Source organism: Pseudoxanthomonas sp. GW2 (assembly GCF_000283075.1).
GTDB lineage: Bacteria > Pseudomonadota > Gammaproteobacteria > Xanthomonadales > Xanthomonadaceae > Pseudoxanthomonas.
The window spans coordinates 38,210-54,653 of sequence record NZ_ALIP01000091.1 but is presented as its reverse complement, the minus strand read 5'-3'; the positions used below and the strand labels follow the sequence as shown (position 1 = coordinate 54,653).

The window sequence follows — 16,444 nt, the reverse complement described above, 5'->3', positions numbered from 1 at the left end:
AGCCGCCGCCATGTCCCGCAGCATGCCCCTGTCCACCACCCTCGCCGCCGTCCTGGCGCTGGCTCCGGCCCTGGCCGGGGCCGCCGCCACCGACGCGGCGTCCGGCGGCGGGATCGCATGGCGGTCCATTCCCGGCGGCGCGTTCCGTTCGGCGGTGCGCTTCGAGGAGGAGCGGCCGGTGCTGCCGGTGGCGCCGTTCCAGCTGATGGAGCGCCCGGTCAGCAACGCCCAGTTCGCCGCATTCGTGGCGCGCCGCCCCGAGTGGCGGCGCGACCGCATCCCCGCGCTGTTCTCCAGTCCCGGCTACCTGGGCCACTGGGAAAGTGCCGACGCCCCCGGCGCCAGGCTGGACCCGGACGCACCGGTGGTGCACGTGAACTGGTACGCCGCCGATGCGTTCTGCCGCGAGGCTGGCGGGCGCCTGCCGGACTTCCTCGAGTGGGAATTCGCCGCGGCCGCCGCCGCCACCCGCGCCGATGCCCGCCACGACCGCCAGTGGCGCCTGCGCCAGGCCAACGACGGCCCCCCGCACGCGCCCGATGCCGCGGCGGACGCCCCGGCCAACGTGTACGGCGTCCGTGGCCTGCACGGCGCCTACTGGGAATGGACCGGCGACGCCACCTCGTTGCTGGGCGGCGGCGACCGCCGCGGCCGCGACGACGGCGACGCCCTGCAGTACTGCGGCGCCTCGGCCATGGCCTTCAACGATCCGGCCGACTACGGCGCGGTCAAGCGCTTCGTCCTGCTGTCGGCCCTCACGCCCGCTGCCACCCTCGGCAACCTGGGCTTCCGCTGCGCGAGGAGCCAGCCATGAACCACCACTTCAAACCCCTGCGTACTGCCCTGGGCCTGGCCCTGGCGCTATCCCTGTGCGGGCCGCTGCCGGTCGCCCTGGCCGCGCTGGCCGGGCCGGACGCGCCCGCGGCGACCATGCTGCCCGGCAGTTCGCTGTACCAGGTCGATGCCGGCCTGACCGACCAGCACGGCCAGCCGCTGCGCTGGTCCGACCTGCACGGCCGGCCGCAGCTGGTGTCGATGTTCTACGCCAACTGCCACCTGATGTGCCCGCTGATCCTGGAGAACGCCAAGGCCCTGCAGAAGCAGCTGGGCGCCGACGGCGAACGCCTGGGCGTGGCGGTCATCACCCTGGACCCGGCGCGCGACACCCCGCAGGCCCTGGCCGCGGTCGCCGCCGACCACCGCACGCCCGCCGCCTGGCGCTACCTGCGCCCGGAACCGGACGCGGTCCGCGCCCTGGCCAGCGTGTTGGGCGTACGCTACCGCTTCCGCGACGACGGCAGCATCAACCACACCAGCGTACTGGTGCTGCTCGACGCCGAGGGCCGCGAGGTCGCACGCTCCGACGTCACGGGCATCGCGCCCGATCCCGCATTCGTGCAACAGGTCCGCGCCACGCTGGCCGCGGACTGACGCTTCCATCCATCCCCGTCAAACCGGAGTAACCACCATGAAGAACCGCACCCGCATCCTCGCTGCCCTGGCCCTGATGGGCGCCGCCGGCATGGCCCAGGCCGCCGGCAACTGCACCATCTCGCTCAAGGGCGACGACGCCATGAAGTTCGACCTGAAGGAGGCCACCGTCTCGGCCAGCTGCCCGACCATCACCGTCGAGCTGGCGCACACCGGCAAGCTGCCGGTCACCGCGATGGGCCACAACGTGGTCATCAGCAAGACCGCCGACATGGCCGGCATCGCCCGCGACGGCATCAAGGCCGGCGCCGCCAACGCCTACGTGCCCAAGGGCGACGCCCGCGTGATCGCGCACACCGACCTGGTGGGCGGCGGCCAGAAGACCAAGATCACCTTCCCCGGCAAGGCCCTGGCCGCCGGCGGCGACTACAGCTTCTTCTGCAGCTTCCCGGGCCATTCGGCCATGATGAAGGGCAAGCTGGTCGTCACCAAGTAAGTCCCGCGCCACCCGTGCCGCCGAGGCACGGGTGGCCCGTTCCCGGCCGCGACGCGGCCCCAAGGGGATTCCCGCATGGAACTGGACATCCGCATCGATCCGACGCGGGTCGACCTGGCACGCATCGAGCAGGCCCTGCTGGAAAGCGACCCGGCCGCCCTCGTGGACCTGGACCCGGCCAGCGGCCACCTGCGCGTGGCCACCTGCGCCGGCACCGCCGAGGTCGGGGCGATCCTCGCCGCCGCCGGCGTCCCGGTGCCGCAGCAGGCCATCCACATCGTGCCTTCGGTGTGCTGCGGCGGCTGCAGCGGCTGAAGCGCCGCGGCGATCCGTTGATCGCCGGCATCAATACGAGACCCGCATTCAGGCCGCAAACCCGCTGTTTCCGGCCTCCGGCGGCGGGTCGTGGCGCGACGCAGGGGTAAGATCGGTCCTCCGATCCATGCCCGGCCCGCCCGGCAGGCCGGTGCGCTCCGCACCGGCGGCAGGCAGGCCGGCGCGACCAGCGACCTGCCCGCCATGAATACCAAGCACCGCAAGCCCCTCCCCGGAACCCCCCTGCACTGGTACGACGCCCGCGAGGCGGTCGAAGCCCTGCAGCCCGGCGCCTGGGCCAGCCTGCCCTATACCTCGCGCGTGCATGCCGAGAACCTGGTGCGTTGCGCCGACCCGGCCCACCTGGACGACTACCTGCGCCAGCTGGTCGAGCGCCGCCGCGACCTCGACTTCCCCTGGTTCCCGGTGCGGGTGGTATGCCACGACATCCTCGGCCAGACCGCGCTGGTGGACCTGGCCGGCCTGCGCGACGCCATCGCCGACAAGGGCGGCGACCCGTCCAGCGTCAACCCGGTGGTGCCGGTGCAGCTGATCGTCGACCATTCGCTGGCGGTGGAGTGCGGCGGCCACGACCCGCAGGCCTTCGAGAAGAACCGCGCGATCGAGGAGCGCCGCAACGCCGACCGCTTCCACTTCATCGAGTGGTGCCGGCATGCGTTCCGCAACGTGGAGGTGATCCCGCCGGGCAACGGCATCATGCACCAGATCAACCTGGAGAAGATGTCGCCGGTGGTGTACGTGCGCGACGGCGTCGCCTTCCCCGATACCTGCGTGGGCACCGACTCGCACACCCCGCACGTGGACGCGCTGGGCGTGATCGCCATCGGCGTCGGCGGCCTGGAGGCGGAAAACGTGATGCTCGGCCGCGCCTCGTGGATGCGGCTGCCGGAAATCACCGGCGTGCGCCTGACCGGCCGCCCGGGCCCGGGCATCACCGCCACCGACGTGGTGCTGGCGCTGACCGAGTTCCTGCGCGCGCAGCGCGTGGTCGGCCACTACCTGGAGTTCTTCGGCGAGGGCGCGGCCACGCTGACCATCGGCGACCGCGCCACCATCTCCAACATGTGCCCGGAGTACGGCGCTACCGCCGCGCTGTTCCACATCGACCAGCAGACCCTGGACTACCTGCGCCTGACCGGGCGCGAGGAGCAGCAGGTGCAGCTGGTGGAGACCTATGCGAAGACCGCCGGCCTGTGGGCCGACGACCTGGCGCAGGCGCAGTACGAGCGCGTGCTGGAATTCGACCTGTCCTCGGTCGTGCGCAACCTGGCCGGCCCGTCCAACCCGCACCGGCGCCTGCCGGTCAGCGCGCTGGGCGAGCGCGGCATCGCCGACCCGGCCAAGCTGCAGGCGGCGCGCGAGGAAGAGGCCCGTGGCCTGCTGCCGGACGGCGCGGTGATCATCGCCGCCATCACCAGCTGCACCAACACCTCCAACCCGCGCAACGTGATCGCCGCCGGCCTGCTGGCGCGCAACGCCAACGCCCGCGGCCTGCTGCGCAAGCCCTGGGTCAAGACCTCGCTGGCCCCGGGCTCCAAGGCGGTGCAGCTGTACCTGGAGGAAGCCGGACTGCTGCCGGAGCTGGAGAAGCTGGGCTTCGGCATCGTCGGCTTCGCCTGCACCACCTGCAACGGCATGAGCGGTGCGCTGGACCCGAAGATCCAGCAGGAGATCGTCGAGCGCGACCTGTACTCGGTGGCCGTGCTGTCGGGCAACCGCAACTTCGATGGCCGCATCCACCCGTATGCCCGGCAGGCATTCCTGGCCAGCCCGCCGCTGGTGATCGCCTACGCCATCGCCGGCACCATCCGCTTCGACATCGAGAAGGACGTGCTGGGCCTGGACGCCGACGGCAAGCCGGTCACGCTCAAGGACATCTGGCCGGCGGACGAGGAGATCGACGCCATCGTGCGCGCCAGCGTCAAGCCGGAGCACTTCCGCAAGGTCTACGCGCCGATGTTCCAGGTGCGCGTGGAGCACGGCGAGCCGGTCAGGCCGCTGTACGACTGGCGCCCGATGAGCACCTACATCCGCCGCCCGCCGTACTGGGAAGGCGCGCTGGCCGGCGAGCGCACCCTGCGCGGCATGCGCCCGCTGGCGGTGCTGGGCGACAACATCACCACCGACCACCTGTCCCCGTCCAACGCCATCCTGCCGACCAGCGCCGCCGGCGAGTACCTGGCGAAGATGGGCGTGCCGGAGGAGGACTTCAATTCCTACGCCACCCACCGCGGCGACCACCTCACCGCGCAGCGCGCCACCTTCGCCAATCCCAAGCTGCTCAACGAGATGGTGCGCAACGAGGACGGCAGCGTGCGCCAGGGCTCGCTGGCGCGGCTGGAGCCGGAAGGCAAGGTGATGCGCATGTGGGAGGTGATCGAGACCTACATGCAGCGCCGCCAGCCGCTGGTGATCATCGCCGGCGCCGACTACGGCCAGGGCAGCTCGCGCGACTGGGCCGCCAAGGGCGTGCGCCTGGCCGGCGTGGAGGCGATCGTGGCCGAGGGCTTCGAGCGCATCCACCGCACCAACCTGATCGGCATGGGCGTGCTGCCGCTGGAGTTCAAGCCGGGCACCACCCGCCTGACCCTGGGCATCGACGGCACCGAGACCTTCGACGTGGTCGGCACCCGCGCCCCGCGCGCGGACCTGACCCTGGTCATCCACCGCCGCAACGGCCAGGCCCTGGAGGTCCCGGTGACGTGCCGCCTGGACACCGCCGAGGAGGTGAGCATCTACGAGGCCGGCGGCGTGCTGCAGCGCTTCGCCCAGGACTTCCTGGAGGCGTCGAAGGCTGCCTGACTGGTTCGTCGCAGTGACATGACCCACTGCGAAGGAGCCACGACCATGACCGACACGACCGCCACCGGCACCGTCCACCTGCACCGCATCCTGGCCGCGCCGCCGGCCCGGGTGTTCCGCGCGTTCACCGATCCGGACGCGCTGGTGCGCTGGATGCCGCCGTACGGCTTCACCGCGCGCATGCTCGAGTTCAAGCCCGGCGTGGGCTACCGCATGGCCTTCACCAACTTCTCCACCGGCAGCAGCGAGTCGTTCACCGTGCGCTACCTCGAGCTGGTCGAGGACGCGTTGATCCGGCATGCCGACACGTTCGACGACCCCGGGCTGCCCGGGGAGATGCTCGTGACCGTGTCGCTGAAGCCCAGCATCGCAGGGACCGAACTGCGGATCGTGCAGGAAGGCATTCCCGCGGCCATCCCGGAGGACATGTGCCACCTGGGCTGGCGCGACTCGCTGGACATGCTGGCGAAACTGGTCGAACCGGAGATCCCGGACGGGGCCTGAGCCCCGCCCTCCCCTACCCTCAGCGCAAGCGAATCCATGAGCCACAAGCCCCAGCTCCGCATCCCCGCCACCTACATGCGCGGTGGCACCTCCAAGGGCGTGTTCTTCCGCCTGCAGGACCTGCCCGCCGAGGCGCAGGTGCCGGGTCCGGCGCGCGACCGCCTGCTGCAGCGGGTGATCGGTTCGCCCGATCCCTACGGCAAGCACACCGACGGCATGGGCGGCGCCACCTCCAGCACCAGCAAGTGCGTGATCATCGGCCCGGCCACGCGCCCGGGCCACGACGTGGACTACCTCTACGGCCAGGTCGCGATCGAGGAGGACTTCGTCGATTGGAGCGGCAACTGCGGCAACCTCAGCACCGCGGTCGGTCCGTTCGCGGTCGCCAACGGCTTCATCGACCCGGCGCGCATCCCGCGGGAAGGCACGGTGGAAGTGCGGGTGTGGCAGGCCAACATCGGCAAGACCATCGTCGTGCACGTGCCGATCCGCGACGGCCAGGTGCAGGAGACCGGCGATTTCGAGCTGGACGGCGTGGCCTTCCCCGCGGCCGAGGTGGTCGTCGAGTTCCTCGATCCGGCCGAGGAAGGCGAGGACGGCGGCAGCATGTTTCCCACCGGCAACCTGGTCGACACCCTCGAGGTGCCCGGCGTGGGCACGCTGGAGGCGACCCTGATCACCGCCGGCATCCCCACCGTGTTCGTGGACGCGGAAGCCATCGGCTTCACCGGCACCGAGCTGCAGCCGGCGATCAACGGCGATCCGGCGATCCTGGCGAAGCTCGAGGCCATCCGCGTGGCCGGCGCACTGCGCATGGGCCTGATCCGCACCCCGAAGGAGGCCGCCACCCGCCAGCACACGCCCAAGGTCGCCTTCGTCGCACCGCCGCGCGACTACGTGTCCAGCAGCGGCAAGCCGATCGCGGCCGCCGACATCGACCTCAACGTGCGCGCCATGTCCATGGGCAAGCTGCACCACGCGATGATGGGCACCGCCTCGGTGGCGATCGCCACCGCCGCCGCGGTGCCCGGGACCCTGGTCAACCGCGCCGCCGGCGGCGGCGCGCGCGAGGTGGTGCGCTTCGGCCATCCCTCCGGGACCCTGCGCGTGGGCGCCTCGGTCGCCCGGGTCGACGGCCAGTGGACCGTGACCCGCGCGGTGATGAGCCGCAGCGCGCGCGTGCTGATGGAAGGCCACGTCCGGGTGCCGGCGGCCTGATCCCTCGCCGGCCCGCCGCCTCCCGGCGCGCCGGCTCAGGCCGCCCCCGGTCCCGCGGCCGCCGCCTGTTCCTGCTGCAGTTCCCGCGGCCGCGGCGGCAGCCGGTTGTGCGCGGCCAGCGCGGCGATCGCCGCCTGGCCCACCGCCACCGAGATCTGGTTGAGCCCGCTGACCACGTCGCCGGCCGCGTAGAGGCCCGGTACCGAGGTCAGCTGGTGGGCGTCGACCGGGATCTCGCCGCTGTCCGACAGCTCCACCCCGGCCTGCCGCGCCAGGTGCGCGCTGCTGTCGCAGCCGAGGAACGGGTACACCGTGTCGAAGCGGTGGCAGTGGCCGTCGACCACGTAGCCGCAGCGGCCGTCGGCGAACACCAAGCGGCCGCCGGGCGGCAGCACTTCCACGCCCAGGTCCGGGGGCGGCGACGCCGGCACCGCATCGGTCGGCAGCAGGCTCAGGCGTGCGCTGTAGCCGCGCAGGAACGGCACGTGGCCGATGATCGTCTCCCACGGACCGTAGATGCCGATGGCCTGGTCGCTGGCCTCGTAGGCATCGCAGACCGGGCACAGCCGCAGCGCGCCGCAGGCCACGGCCTGCTCCACGTCCGGCAGGTCCGGCAGGCGGTCGCTCAGCCCGGTGGCGAGGATCACCGCCGCCGCGTGCCAGCGGCGCCCGTCCGGTGCTTCGGCGACGAACACGCCGTCGGCGCCGCGCTGCAGCGAGGCCACCAGGCCGTGTTCGATCACCGCGCCGAACGATTCGGCCTGGGCGCGCAACCGCGCCAGCAGCGCGGTGCCGGCGATGCCCTGGGGAAAGCCCGGGCAGTTGTTGCTTTCGGGAATCCAGCGGGCGCGGCTGTCGCCGGCGTCGACCACCACGCAGCGGCGGTGCAAGCGCCCCAGGTAGATGGCCGCGGTCAGCCCCGCGGGGCCGCCGCCAACCACCAGCACGTCCGTCTCGATCACGGCCCACCTCCGTCGTCCTCGCCGGAACGATAGGCGGCCGGCGTGAACGCGGCGCGAGGCGGCTAGGCGGCGGCGTTGGCGCTGGCCACGTCCAGCACCACGTCCATGACGGTGGGATCCTCGCGGTCGGGCGCGACCTTGAAGCCCAGCTGCTGGCACATCGCCAGCATGGTCACGTTCTCGCGCAGCACCTGGCCCTCGACCGCCTTCAGGCCGATGCTGCCGGCCCACTCGATCATGATCCGCATCAGCTGCCAGCCAATGCCCAGGCCCTTGAGGTCGGAACGGACCATGATCCCGTACTCGCCGCGCTCGTAGTTGGCGTCGGCCAGCAGGCGCACCGCGCCCAGCATCTCGCCGCTGTCCGGGTCGATCGCCACCAGGGCGATGGAGCGGGCGTAGTCGAGCTGGGTCAGGCGCGCGATGAACTCGTGGCTGAAGTGGCGCACCGCAGAGAAGAAACGCAGGCGCAGGTCCTCGTCGCTGACCCGGGAGAAGAACTCCAGGAACATCTGCTCGTCCTCCGGCCGCACCGGGCGCACGAACATGCGCCGGCCCTGCGACAGCTCCAGCGTGCGCTCCCACTCCTTCGGATACGGGCGGATCACGAAGCTGGAATGCCACGGGCCCTTCTGCGCCGGGCCCGGGTGCGGCGCCACCGCCACCCGGGCATCGACCGCGACCACGCCCTCGCGGTCGGCCAGCAGCGGGTTGATGTCCAGCTCGCGGATCTGCGGCACGTCGGCCGCCAGCTGCGCCAGCTTGACCAGCACCAGGGCCACCGCGCGCTCGTCGGCCGCCGGCACGTCGCGGTAGGCCTTGAGGATGCGGCTGACGCGGGTGCGCGAGATCAGGTCGTGGGCCAGGCGCAGGTCCAGCGGCGGCAGGGCCAGTGCCTTGTCGTCGATCACTTCCACCGCGGTGCCGCCGCGGCCGAACACGATCACCGGGCCGAAGGTCGGGTCGTGGGCGATGCCGGCGATCAGTTCACGCGCCTTGGCCCGCGCCACCATCGGGTGCACGGTCACGCCCTCGATCCGCGCCTTGGGCCGCAGTTCACGGGCGCGTGCCAGGATCGAGGCCGCCGCCTCGCGCACCGCGGCCTCGCTGGACAGGTTGAGGCGCACGCCGTCCACGTCGGACTTGTGCACGATGTCCGGCGACAGGATCTTCAGCGCCACCAGCTTGCCCGCCTCCAGCAGCGGCCGCGCGGCGGCGACCGCGGCCTCGGCGTCGGCGGCGCGCCACGCCGGGGTGACCGGGATGCCGTAGGCGCCCAGCAGGTCCACCACCTCCAGCGGGTCCAGCCAGTCGCGGCCCTGCTCCAGGGCACGGGCGACGATCGCCTGCGCCGCGGCGGCGTCGACCACGAAGTCCTCCGGCAGGCTGGGCGGGGTTTCCATCAGCGCCTGCTGCGCCTCCCGGTGCCGCACCAGGTAGGTGAAGCCGCGCACCGCGTCGGCCTCGGTGGCGTAGGTGGGCACCCCGGCCGCGTCCAGCCGCGCCAGCGCCTCCTGGCCGCCGCCCAGCCATACCCCCAGCACCGGCTTGCCGTGGCCGGGGCGCGGCCGCCGCGCCAGCACCGAGGCCACCGCCTCGGCCGCCTCGAGCGAGGACGACAGCGCGGTGGGCACGTTCATCACCAGCACCGCGTCGTTGCCCGGGTCGGCCAGCAGCGCCTCCAGCGCGGCGGTGTATCGGGCCGCGTCGGCGTCGCCGACGATGTCCACCGGGTTGGAATGCGACCAGGTCGGCGGCAGCACCTTGTCCAGGGCCTGCACGGTCTGCGGATCCAGGCTGGCCAGGGTGCCGCCAAGGTCGACCAGGCGGTCCACCGCCAGCACGCCGATCCCGCCGCCGTTGGTGAGGATGGCCAGGCGCCGGCCGGGGGCCTGGCGCAGGTGGCCCAGGGTCTCGGCCGCGGCGAACAGCTCGTCCAGCGCGTGCACGCGCAGCAGACCGGCGCGGCGGAAGGCGGCGTCGTATACCGCGTCGGCGCCGGCCAGGGCGCCGGTATGGGTGGCGGCGGCGCGCGCGCCCTGCTCGTGGCGCCCGGACTTGACCACCACCACCGGCTTGGAGCGGGCCGCGGCGCGCGCGGCCGACATGAACTTGCGCGCGTCGCGGATGGATTCGATGTACAGCAGGATGGCCCGGGTCTTCGGGTCCTGGGCGAACCAGTCCAGCAGGTCGCCGAAGTCCACGTCCAGGGCATCGCCCAGCGAAACCACGGCGGAGAAGCCGATCGAGCGCGCCGCGCCCCACTCGACCAGGCCTGCGGCGATGGCGCCGGACTGCGAGACCAGGGCCAGGTCGCCCGGCAGCGGGCTGCGCGCGGCGAAGCTGGCGTTGAGGCCCACGTGCGGGGCCATCACCCCCAGACAGTTGGGGCCGACGATGCGCAGGCCGTGCGGGCGGGCCTCGTTGCGCAGGTGCTCCAGCAGCGAGCCCGGGCCCTGGCCAAGCCCGGCGGTGACCACGATCGCCGCCCGCGCCCCCACCGCCACCGCCTGGGCGATCACCCCGGGCACGGTTTCGGCCGGGGTGGTCACCACCACCAGCTCCGGCGCGAACGGCAGGTCGCGCAGCGAGGCCACCGCCGGCACGCCCTCGATCCGCCGGTACTTGGGGTTGACCAGGCCCACCTGCCCGGCGAATCCGGCCTGGCGCAGGTTGTGGACCACGGTGCGGCCCACCGACCCGGGGCGGGGGCTGGCCCCGACCACGGCCACCGACTTGGGGGCGAAAACGGCTTCCAGCGCGTAGATGCTCATCCGCGAACGGCTCGGTACGTCTCAGGGCTAAACGATACAGTGCGGCGCCGGCGGGCGCCTCCGGGTCCCGGAACCGGGATGCAGTTCCCCTATTTCAAGGGATAACCCGTTAACGGCGCTTGGCGCCTTGATCCTGATCAATGCCCCGCTTGCCTTCCCTGCCGATCATGCGCCCCATCCACAGGAGGATTGGGACGTGTCGACCGTTCAGGAGACATACAACGACAAGGTAGTGCGCCAGTTCGCGGTCATGACCGTGGTCTGGGGCATCGTGGGCATGGCCGTGGGCGTGCTGATCGCCGCCCAGCTGTACTGGCCCGCCCTCAACTTCGACCTGCCGTGGCTGAGCTACGGGCGCCTGCGCCCGCTGCACACCAACGCGGTCATCTTCGCCTTCGGCGGCAGCGCGCTGATGGCCACCAGCCTGCACGTGGTGCAGCGCACCTGCCACGTGCGCCTGCTCTCGGACGGCCTGGCGGCCTTCGTGTTCTGGGGCTGGCAGCTGGTCATCGTGCTGGCCGCCGTGACCCTGCCGCTGGGCCTGACCCAGGGCAAGGAGTACGCCGAGCTGATCTGGCCGATCGACATCCTGATCGCCGTGGTCTGGGTGGCGTACGCGGTGCTGTTCATCGGCACCATCGCCAAGCGCCGGGTCAAGCACATCTACGTGGCGAACTGGTTCTACGCCAGCTTCATCATCGCCGTGGCGCTGCTGCACATCGTCAACAACATCGCCATCCCCACCGGCGCCCTGCACTCCTACCCGGTGTACAGCGGCGCGGTCGACGCGATGGTGCAGTGGTGGTACGGCCACAACGCGGTCGGCTTCTTCCTGACCGCCGGCTTCCTGGGAATGATGTACTACTTCGTGCCCAAGCAGGCCGGCCGCCCGGTGTACTCCTACCGGCTGTCGATCGTGCACTTCTGGGCGCTGATCGCCGTGTACATGTGGGCCGGCCCGCACCACCTGCAGTACACCGCGCTGCCCGACTGGGCGCAGTCGCTGGGCATGGTGTTCTCGCTGATCCTGCTGGCCCCGTCCTGGGGCGGCGCGATCAACGGCATCCTGACCCTGTCCGGCGTCTGGTACAAGCTGCGCACCGACCCGATCCTGAAGTTCCTGATCGTCTCCGTCTCGTTCTACATGATCGCCACCTTCGAGGGGCCGATGATGTCGATCAAGACGGTCAACTCGCTGTCGCACTACACCGACTGGACCGTCGGCCACGTGCACGCCGGCGCCCTGGGCTGGGTCGCGATGATCTCCATCGGCTCGATCTACGCCCTGCTGCCGAAGCTGCTGGGCCGCGAGCAGATGTTCTCGACCAAGGCCATCGACCTGCACTTCTGGCTGCACACCGGCGGCGTGGTGTTCTACATCGCCTCGATGTGGATCGCCGGCGTCATGCAGGGCCTGATGTGGCGCGCCACCAACCCGGACGGCACGCTGACCTACAGCTTCGTCGAGTCGCTGCACGCCACCTACCCGTACTACCTGATCCGCCTGGGCGGCGGCCTGCTGGTGCTGTCCGGCATGGGCGTGATGGCCTGGAACACGTGGCGCACCTGGCGTGCGGCCCCGGCGATCGCCCCGCAGCCGGTGCTGCCCGTGGCGGCCTCCGATGCGCGCGCCTGAGGAGGAACTAGGACCATGAGCGAAAACCACAACGCGCACGAGAAAGTCGAGAAGAACGTCGGCCTGATGGCCGTGCTGATCGCGGTGGCCGTGTCCTTCGGCGGCCTGGCCGAGATCGTCCCGCTGATGTTCCAGGCCGAGGCGATCGAGCCGCTGGAGGGCGTGGAGCCCTACCCGGCGCTGGAGCTGGCCGGGCGCGACGTCTACGTCCGCGAAGGCTGCTACAACTGCCACTCGCAGATGGTGCGCACCCTGCGCTTCGAGTCCGAGCGCTACGGCCACTACTCGCTGGCCGGCGAGTCGGTCTACGACCGCCCGTTCCAGTGGGGCTCCAAGCGCACCGGCCCGGACCTGGCCCGCGTCGGCGGCCGCTACTCCGACGACTGGCACCGCGTGCACCTGAACAACCCGCGCGACGTGGTGCCCGAATCCAACATGCCGGCGTTCCCGTGGCTGGCCAAGGCCAAGGTCGACGGCGAAGTCGTGGCCAAGCGCATGCGCGCGCTGCAGACCCTGGGCGACCCCTACACCGACGAGCAGATCGAGCAGGCCCCGGCCGAGCTCGAGGGCAAGACCGAGCTCGACGCGGTGGTCGCCTACCTGCAGGGCCTGGGCCGGCACGCGCCGAAGGGAGGCCAGCAGTGATTTCCGGAATCGTGACCGCAGTGCTGCTGGTGCTGTTCATCGGCGGCTGGATCTGGGCCTGGAGCCCGGCACGCAGGACCGAGTTCGAGCAGGCGGCGCAGCTGCCGCTGGAAGAGGACTCGCATCAGGGCAATATTGGGGAGAACCGCGCATGAGCATGGGATGGACGTGGTACGTCATCGCCCTGGTCGCGCTGAACATCGTCGGCTACGTCTGGTTGCTGTGGTGGACGTCGCGCCGGCGCCCGGGCGATCCGAAGCCCGAGGACACGCTGCACACCTGGGACGGCGACATCACCGAGTACAACAAGCCGCTTCCGCGGTGGTGGATCAACCTGTTCTACATCACCATCGTCTTCGGCATCGGCTACTTCTTCTGGTACGGCGGCCTGGGCAGCATCCCCGGCTACAGCGGCTGGAGCTCCAAGCAGGAGCACGCCGAGGAGAAGGCGGTGCAGGACGCGCGCCTGGAGCAGACCTTCAAGCCGTACGCCGGCAAGTCCATCGACGTGCTGGCGCAGGATCCGAAGGCGGTGGCCCTGGGCCGCTCGATCTTCAGCAACACCTGCGCCACCTGCCACGGCTCGGCCGGCCAGGGCGCGGTGGGCTACCCGAACCTGACCGACGAGATCTGGCACTGGGGCGGCAGCCCGGACCGCATCCTGGAGACCATCCTGGACGGCCGCGAGGGCGTGATGCCGGAGTGGGGCACCGTGCTGACCGGCATGGGCGGCCCGGAGGCGGTGGACTACGTGATCGCCTACGTGCGCGCCCTGTCCGACCCGGAGGCCGGCCTGCAGAACAACTTCATGGCCGCCCAGGGCAAGAAGCTGTACGAGGGCGTCTGCGTGGCCTGCCATGGCATCGACGGCAAGGGCAACCAGGACCTCGGCGCGCCCGACCTGACCGACGACTACTGGCTGTACGGCAGCAGCCGCGAGAGCCTGCGCAAGACCATCGCCGAAGGCCGCCACGGCACCATGCCGGCCCACCGCGAGCTGCTCGGCGAGACCCGCGCGCGCCTGGTCGGTGCCTATGTCTGGTCGCTGTCGCATAATCGGGCCGACTCCGGGGAACCGACGGACCAACAGTGACCGACTTCAGCGAGCCACGCTTTGACCACCCCCCACGTCCGCTGGCCCAGCGCGTGGGGGCCATCGCCTGGCCCAGCTTCTTCGCGGCCGGCGTGTCGACGATGGTGTTCTTCGCCTTCGTCGACCCGCTGGTCCTGCGCGACCTCACCTTCCCCGGCCTGCCGATGACACGGGAACTCGGCTACACGCTGGGGTTTTTCCTTTTCTGGATCGCGACCGCGTCCTCCAGCCTCTTCACCTGGATCCTGCTGCGTCCCTCCAGCCGCTTCAACCGCGCGCTTCCGCCTGAGTAAGCGCGCTCCGGCGCGCGGCCCTGGGACAATCTGTCGCTTTCGCGCGCGGACCGGATGCGGATACTGGGACATGCGGCGGACTCCCCCGCACGCCACGCCGCGGACGCGGCCAAGCAAACGCCATGACTGCCCAAGAACGCATCCTTTCCCTTCCTTGCCACGCCGCCGGCGTACGGTGGACGCCGTGAGCAAGCGCATTCCCCTGGACGTGGTCGACGACCAGGGCAACTCCTTCTACGTCAGCGAGCGCAAGGTCTACCCGCGCGACGTCTCCGGCCGCTTCAACCGCCTGCGCGTGGCCGCGGTGGTGTGGCTGCTGGGCATGTTCTACCTGTTCCCCTGGCTGAAGTGGGACGGGCGCCAGGCGGTGCTGTTCGACCTTCCGGCGCGCAAGTTCTACGTGTTCGGCCTGGCGTTCTGGCCGCAGGACTTCCTGTTCCTGGCCCTGCTGCTGATCATCGCCGCGTTCGCGCTGTTCTTCTTCACCGCCCTGGCCGGCCGCCTGTGGTGCGGCTACGCCTGCCCGCAGACGGTGTGGACCGAGGTGTTCCTGTGGATGGAGCGCTGGACCGAGGGCGACCGGCCCAAGCGCATGAAGCTCGACGCCGGCCCCTGGAACCGCGAGAAGATCCTGCGCAAGGGCGCCAAGCACGCGCTGTGGCTGGCGTTCGCGCTGTGGACCGGCTTCACCTTCGTCGGCTTCTTCACCCCGATCCGCGACCTCGGCGCCCGCATGTTCCCGTTCGAGCTGGGCGGCTGGGAGACCTTCTGGGTGTTCTTCTACGCCCTGGCCACCTGGGGCAACGCCGGCTTCCTGCGCGAGCAGGTGTGCAAGTACATGTGCCCGTACGCGCGCTTCCAGAGCGCGATGTTCGACCGCAACACCCTGCTGATCGCCTACGACCCGATGCGCGGCGAGCCGCGCGGCCCGCGCAAGCGCGGGCTGGGCAGCGTGCTCGAGCGCGCGCGCGGCCTGCTGGACCCGAAGACCGCCTACGACTACGTGTTCCGCGCCAGCGCGCACCCGACCGCGGCCGACAACCGCGCCCAGGCGCGCGGCACCATCACCCTGGCCGGCGTCGGCCAGAAGCCCGAGCCGCTGCCGAAGTTCGCCCCCGAGGAACTGGGCGACTGCATCGACTGCACCATCTGCGTGCAGGTCTGCCCGACCGGCATCGACATCCGCAACGGCCTGCAGTACGAGTGCATCGCCTGCGGCGCCTGCATCGACGCTTGCGACGAGGTCATGGGCAAGATGGGCTACCCGCGCGGCCTGATCCGCTACGCCACCCAGAACGGCATCGACGGCAAGCCCAGCCGGGTGCTGCGCCCGCGCATCCTGGTCTACGGGCTGGTGCTGCTGGGCCTGTGCGCGGCCTGGGCCTGGGGCGTGGCCAACCGCAGCGAGCTGATCGTCGAAGTGCTGCGCGACCGCAACGCCCTATACCGCCAGCTCGGCGACGACGGCGTCGCCAACGACTACACGCTCAAGCTGGTCAACAAGAGCCAGCAGGAACAGCGCTACCGCATCAGCCTCGAGACCGACGCCCCGTTGCGCCTGGCCGGCGCCGGCGAGGTCGCCGCCGGGCCGGAGCAGGTGGTGCCGGTGGCGGTCAGCGTGGTCGCCGACGAGGGCATCCCCGCCGGCCGCCACGAGCTGCGGTTCGTCGTCGAGAGCATCGATGGCAGCGAAAGGCGCATCATCGACAGCAGCTTCTTCGGACCGGTCCAATGAACGAGCCCAACCCGCACAAGGATTCCCCGGCCTGGCGCAACCCCGTGCTGTGGCTGGTCATCGGGCTGCCGCTGCTGTCGATCGTCGCCGGCGTGGGCCTGGTGGTGGTCTCGGTGCGCTCCGGCGGCGCCGACGTGGTGACCGACCCGGTGCGCCGGGTCTCGCAGATCCAGACCGCCGACCTGGGCCCGGACGCGCAGGCGAAGAAGCTGGGCCTGAGCGCGGTGCTGCGGGTGGAGGACGGCATCGTCGAGGTGCTGCCGGCCACCGGCAAGTTCGACCGCGCCGCGCCGCTGCGGCTGCACCTGGAGCACCCGACCACCCAGGCCCGCGACCTGCAGCTGGAACTGCAGCCGCACGGCCCGGGCTGGCGCACCGAGCAGGCGGTGGACGGCTCGCACGACTGGATCGCGCGCCTGCGCGCGGCCGACGGCAGCTGGCGCCTGCAAGGCCGGCTGCCGAAGGATCAGCACGCCACGCGGCTGGCGCCGGCGCTGGGCGGCGGCCAGGGCTGAGCGC

General features: G+C 71.3%; 16 protein-coding genes. 14 read left to right on the top strand and 2 right to left on the bottom strand.

Going from position 1 to position 16,444, the window contains the following annotated elements; all coding sequences use genetic code 11:
- Positions 1 to 10 precede the first annotated feature (10 nt).
- The 7 genes from B351_RS0106580 to prpF all read left to right on the top strand — a co-directional run bounded on the left by B351_RS0106580 (position 11) and on the right by prpF (position 6,787).
- Positions 11 to 814, top strand: a complete 804-nt coding sequence (locus B351_RS0106580) for an SUMF1/EgtB/PvdO family nonheme iron enzyme (RefSeq protein ID WP_019398252.1) — start codon at positions 11 to 13, stop codon at positions 812 to 814.
- Positions 811 to 1,431, top strand: coding sequence for an SCO family protein (locus tag B351_RS0106575; RefSeq protein ID WP_019398251.1), 621 nt, complete (start codon positions 811 to 813; stop codon positions 1,429 to 1,431). Before B351_RS0106580 ends, B351_RS0106575 begins: the two co-directional genes overlap by 4 nt.
- A 37-nt stretch (positions 1,432 to 1,468) precedes the next feature.
- A complete protein-coding gene (gene azu / locus B351_RS0106570) occupies positions 1,469 to 1,927 on the top strand; it encodes an azurin (protein WP_019398250.1) in 459 nt (152 codons plus the stop codon).
- A gap of 75 nt (positions 1,928 to 2,002) precedes the next feature.
- Positions 2,003 to 2,242, top strand: coding sequence for a hypothetical protein (locus B351_RS0106565; RefSeq protein WP_019398249.1), 240 nt, complete (start codon positions 2,003 to 2,005; stop codon positions 2,240 to 2,242).
- Between the two features lie 204 nt (positions 2,243 to 2,446).
- Complete coding sequence (acnD, locus tag B351_RS0106560) at positions 2,447 to 5,065, top strand: Fe/S-dependent 2-methylisocitrate dehydratase AcnD (protein ID WP_019398248.1); 2,619 nt, start codon at positions 2,447 to 2,449, stop codon at positions 5,063 to 5,065.
- Between the two features lie 45 nt (positions 5,066 to 5,110).
- The gene (locus tag B351_RS0106555) at positions 5,111 to 5,569 is read left to right on the top strand and encodes an SRPBCC family protein (protein ID WP_019398247.1); all 459 of its coding nucleotides are present in this window, start codon (positions 5,111 to 5,113) and stop codon (positions 5,567 to 5,569) included.
- Positions 5,570 to 5,605: 36 nt separating this feature from the next.
- Positions 5,606 to 6,787: a 2-methylaconitate cis-trans isomerase PrpF gene (prpF, locus tag B351_RS0106550; RefSeq protein ID WP_019398246.1), complete on the top strand. Its 1,182-nt coding sequence runs from the start codon at positions 5,606 to 5,608 to the stop codon at positions 6,785 to 6,787.
- Between the two features lie 35 nt (positions 6,788 to 6,822).
- Here prpF and B351_RS0106545 read toward each other — a convergent pair whose 3' ends face one another.
- Together B351_RS0106545 and B351_RS0106540 are read right to left on the bottom strand one after the other, a co-directional pair.
- Positions 6,823 to 7,749: an NAD(P)/FAD-dependent oxidoreductase gene (locus B351_RS0106545; protein ID WP_019398245.1), complete on the bottom strand. Its 927-nt coding sequence runs from the start codon at positions 7,747 to 7,749 to the stop codon at positions 6,823 to 6,825.
- A gap of 62 nt (positions 7,750 to 7,811) precedes the next feature.
- Entirely contained in the window at positions 7,812 to 10,523 is a 2,712-nt protein-coding gene (locus tag B351_RS0106540) for a bifunctional acetate--CoA ligase family protein/GNAT family N-acetyltransferase (RefSeq protein ID WP_019398244.1), read from the bottom strand.
- Positions 10,524 to 10,719: 196 nt separating this feature from the next.
- Here B351_RS0106540 and ccoN point away from each other — a divergent pair, with 196 nt between their 5' ends.
- The 7 genes from ccoN to B351_RS0106505 all read left to right on the top strand — a co-directional run bounded on the left by ccoN (position 10,720) and on the right by B351_RS0106505 (position 16,440).
- Positions 10,720 to 12,159: a cytochrome-c oxidase, cbb3-type subunit I gene (gene ccoN / locus B351_RS0106535; RefSeq protein ID WP_026010448.1), complete on the top strand. Its 1,440-nt coding sequence runs from the start codon at positions 10,720 to 10,722 to the stop codon at positions 12,157 to 12,159.
- Between the two features lie 15 nt (positions 12,160 to 12,174).
- Positions 12,175 to 12,804, top strand: a complete 630-nt coding sequence (gene ccoO / locus B351_RS0106530) for a cytochrome-c oxidase, cbb3-type subunit II (protein ID WP_019398242.1) — start codon at positions 12,175 to 12,177, stop codon at positions 12,802 to 12,804.
- Entirely contained in the window at positions 12,801 to 12,959 is a 159-nt protein-coding gene (locus B351_RS17275) for a cbb3-type cytochrome c oxidase subunit 3 (RefSeq protein WP_125075816.1), read from the top strand. The genes ccoO and B351_RS17275 overlap by 4 nt, the downstream gene beginning before the upstream one ends.
- Positions 12,956 to 13,897 (top strand): cytochrome-c oxidase, cbb3-type subunit III, encoded by a 942-nt coding sequence (gene ccoP, locus B351_RS0106520; protein WP_019398240.1) that lies wholly within the window; start codon positions 12,956 to 12,958, stop codon positions 13,895 to 13,897. The genes B351_RS17275 and ccoP overlap by 4 nt, the downstream gene beginning before the upstream one ends.
- Positions 13,894 to 14,190, top strand: coding sequence for a hypothetical protein (locus B351_RS0106515; protein WP_019398239.1), 297 nt, complete (start codon positions 13,894 to 13,896; stop codon positions 14,188 to 14,190). The genes ccoP and B351_RS0106515 overlap by 4 nt, the downstream gene beginning before the upstream one ends.
- 184 nt (positions 14,191 to 14,374) lie before the next feature.
- The gene (locus tag B351_RS0106510; protein ID WP_039731130.1) at positions 14,375 to 15,925 is read left to right on the top strand and encodes a 4Fe-4S dicluster domain-containing protein; all 1,551 of its coding nucleotides are present in this window, start codon (positions 14,375 to 14,377) and stop codon (positions 15,923 to 15,925) included.
- The gene (locus B351_RS0106505) at positions 15,922 to 16,440 is read left to right on the top strand and encodes a FixH family protein (protein WP_019398237.1); all 519 of its coding nucleotides are present in this window, start codon (positions 15,922 to 15,924) and stop codon (positions 16,438 to 16,440) included. Before B351_RS0106510 ends, B351_RS0106505 begins: the two co-directional genes overlap by 4 nt.
- The last annotated feature ends 4 nt before the right edge of the window (positions 16,441 to 16,444 follow it).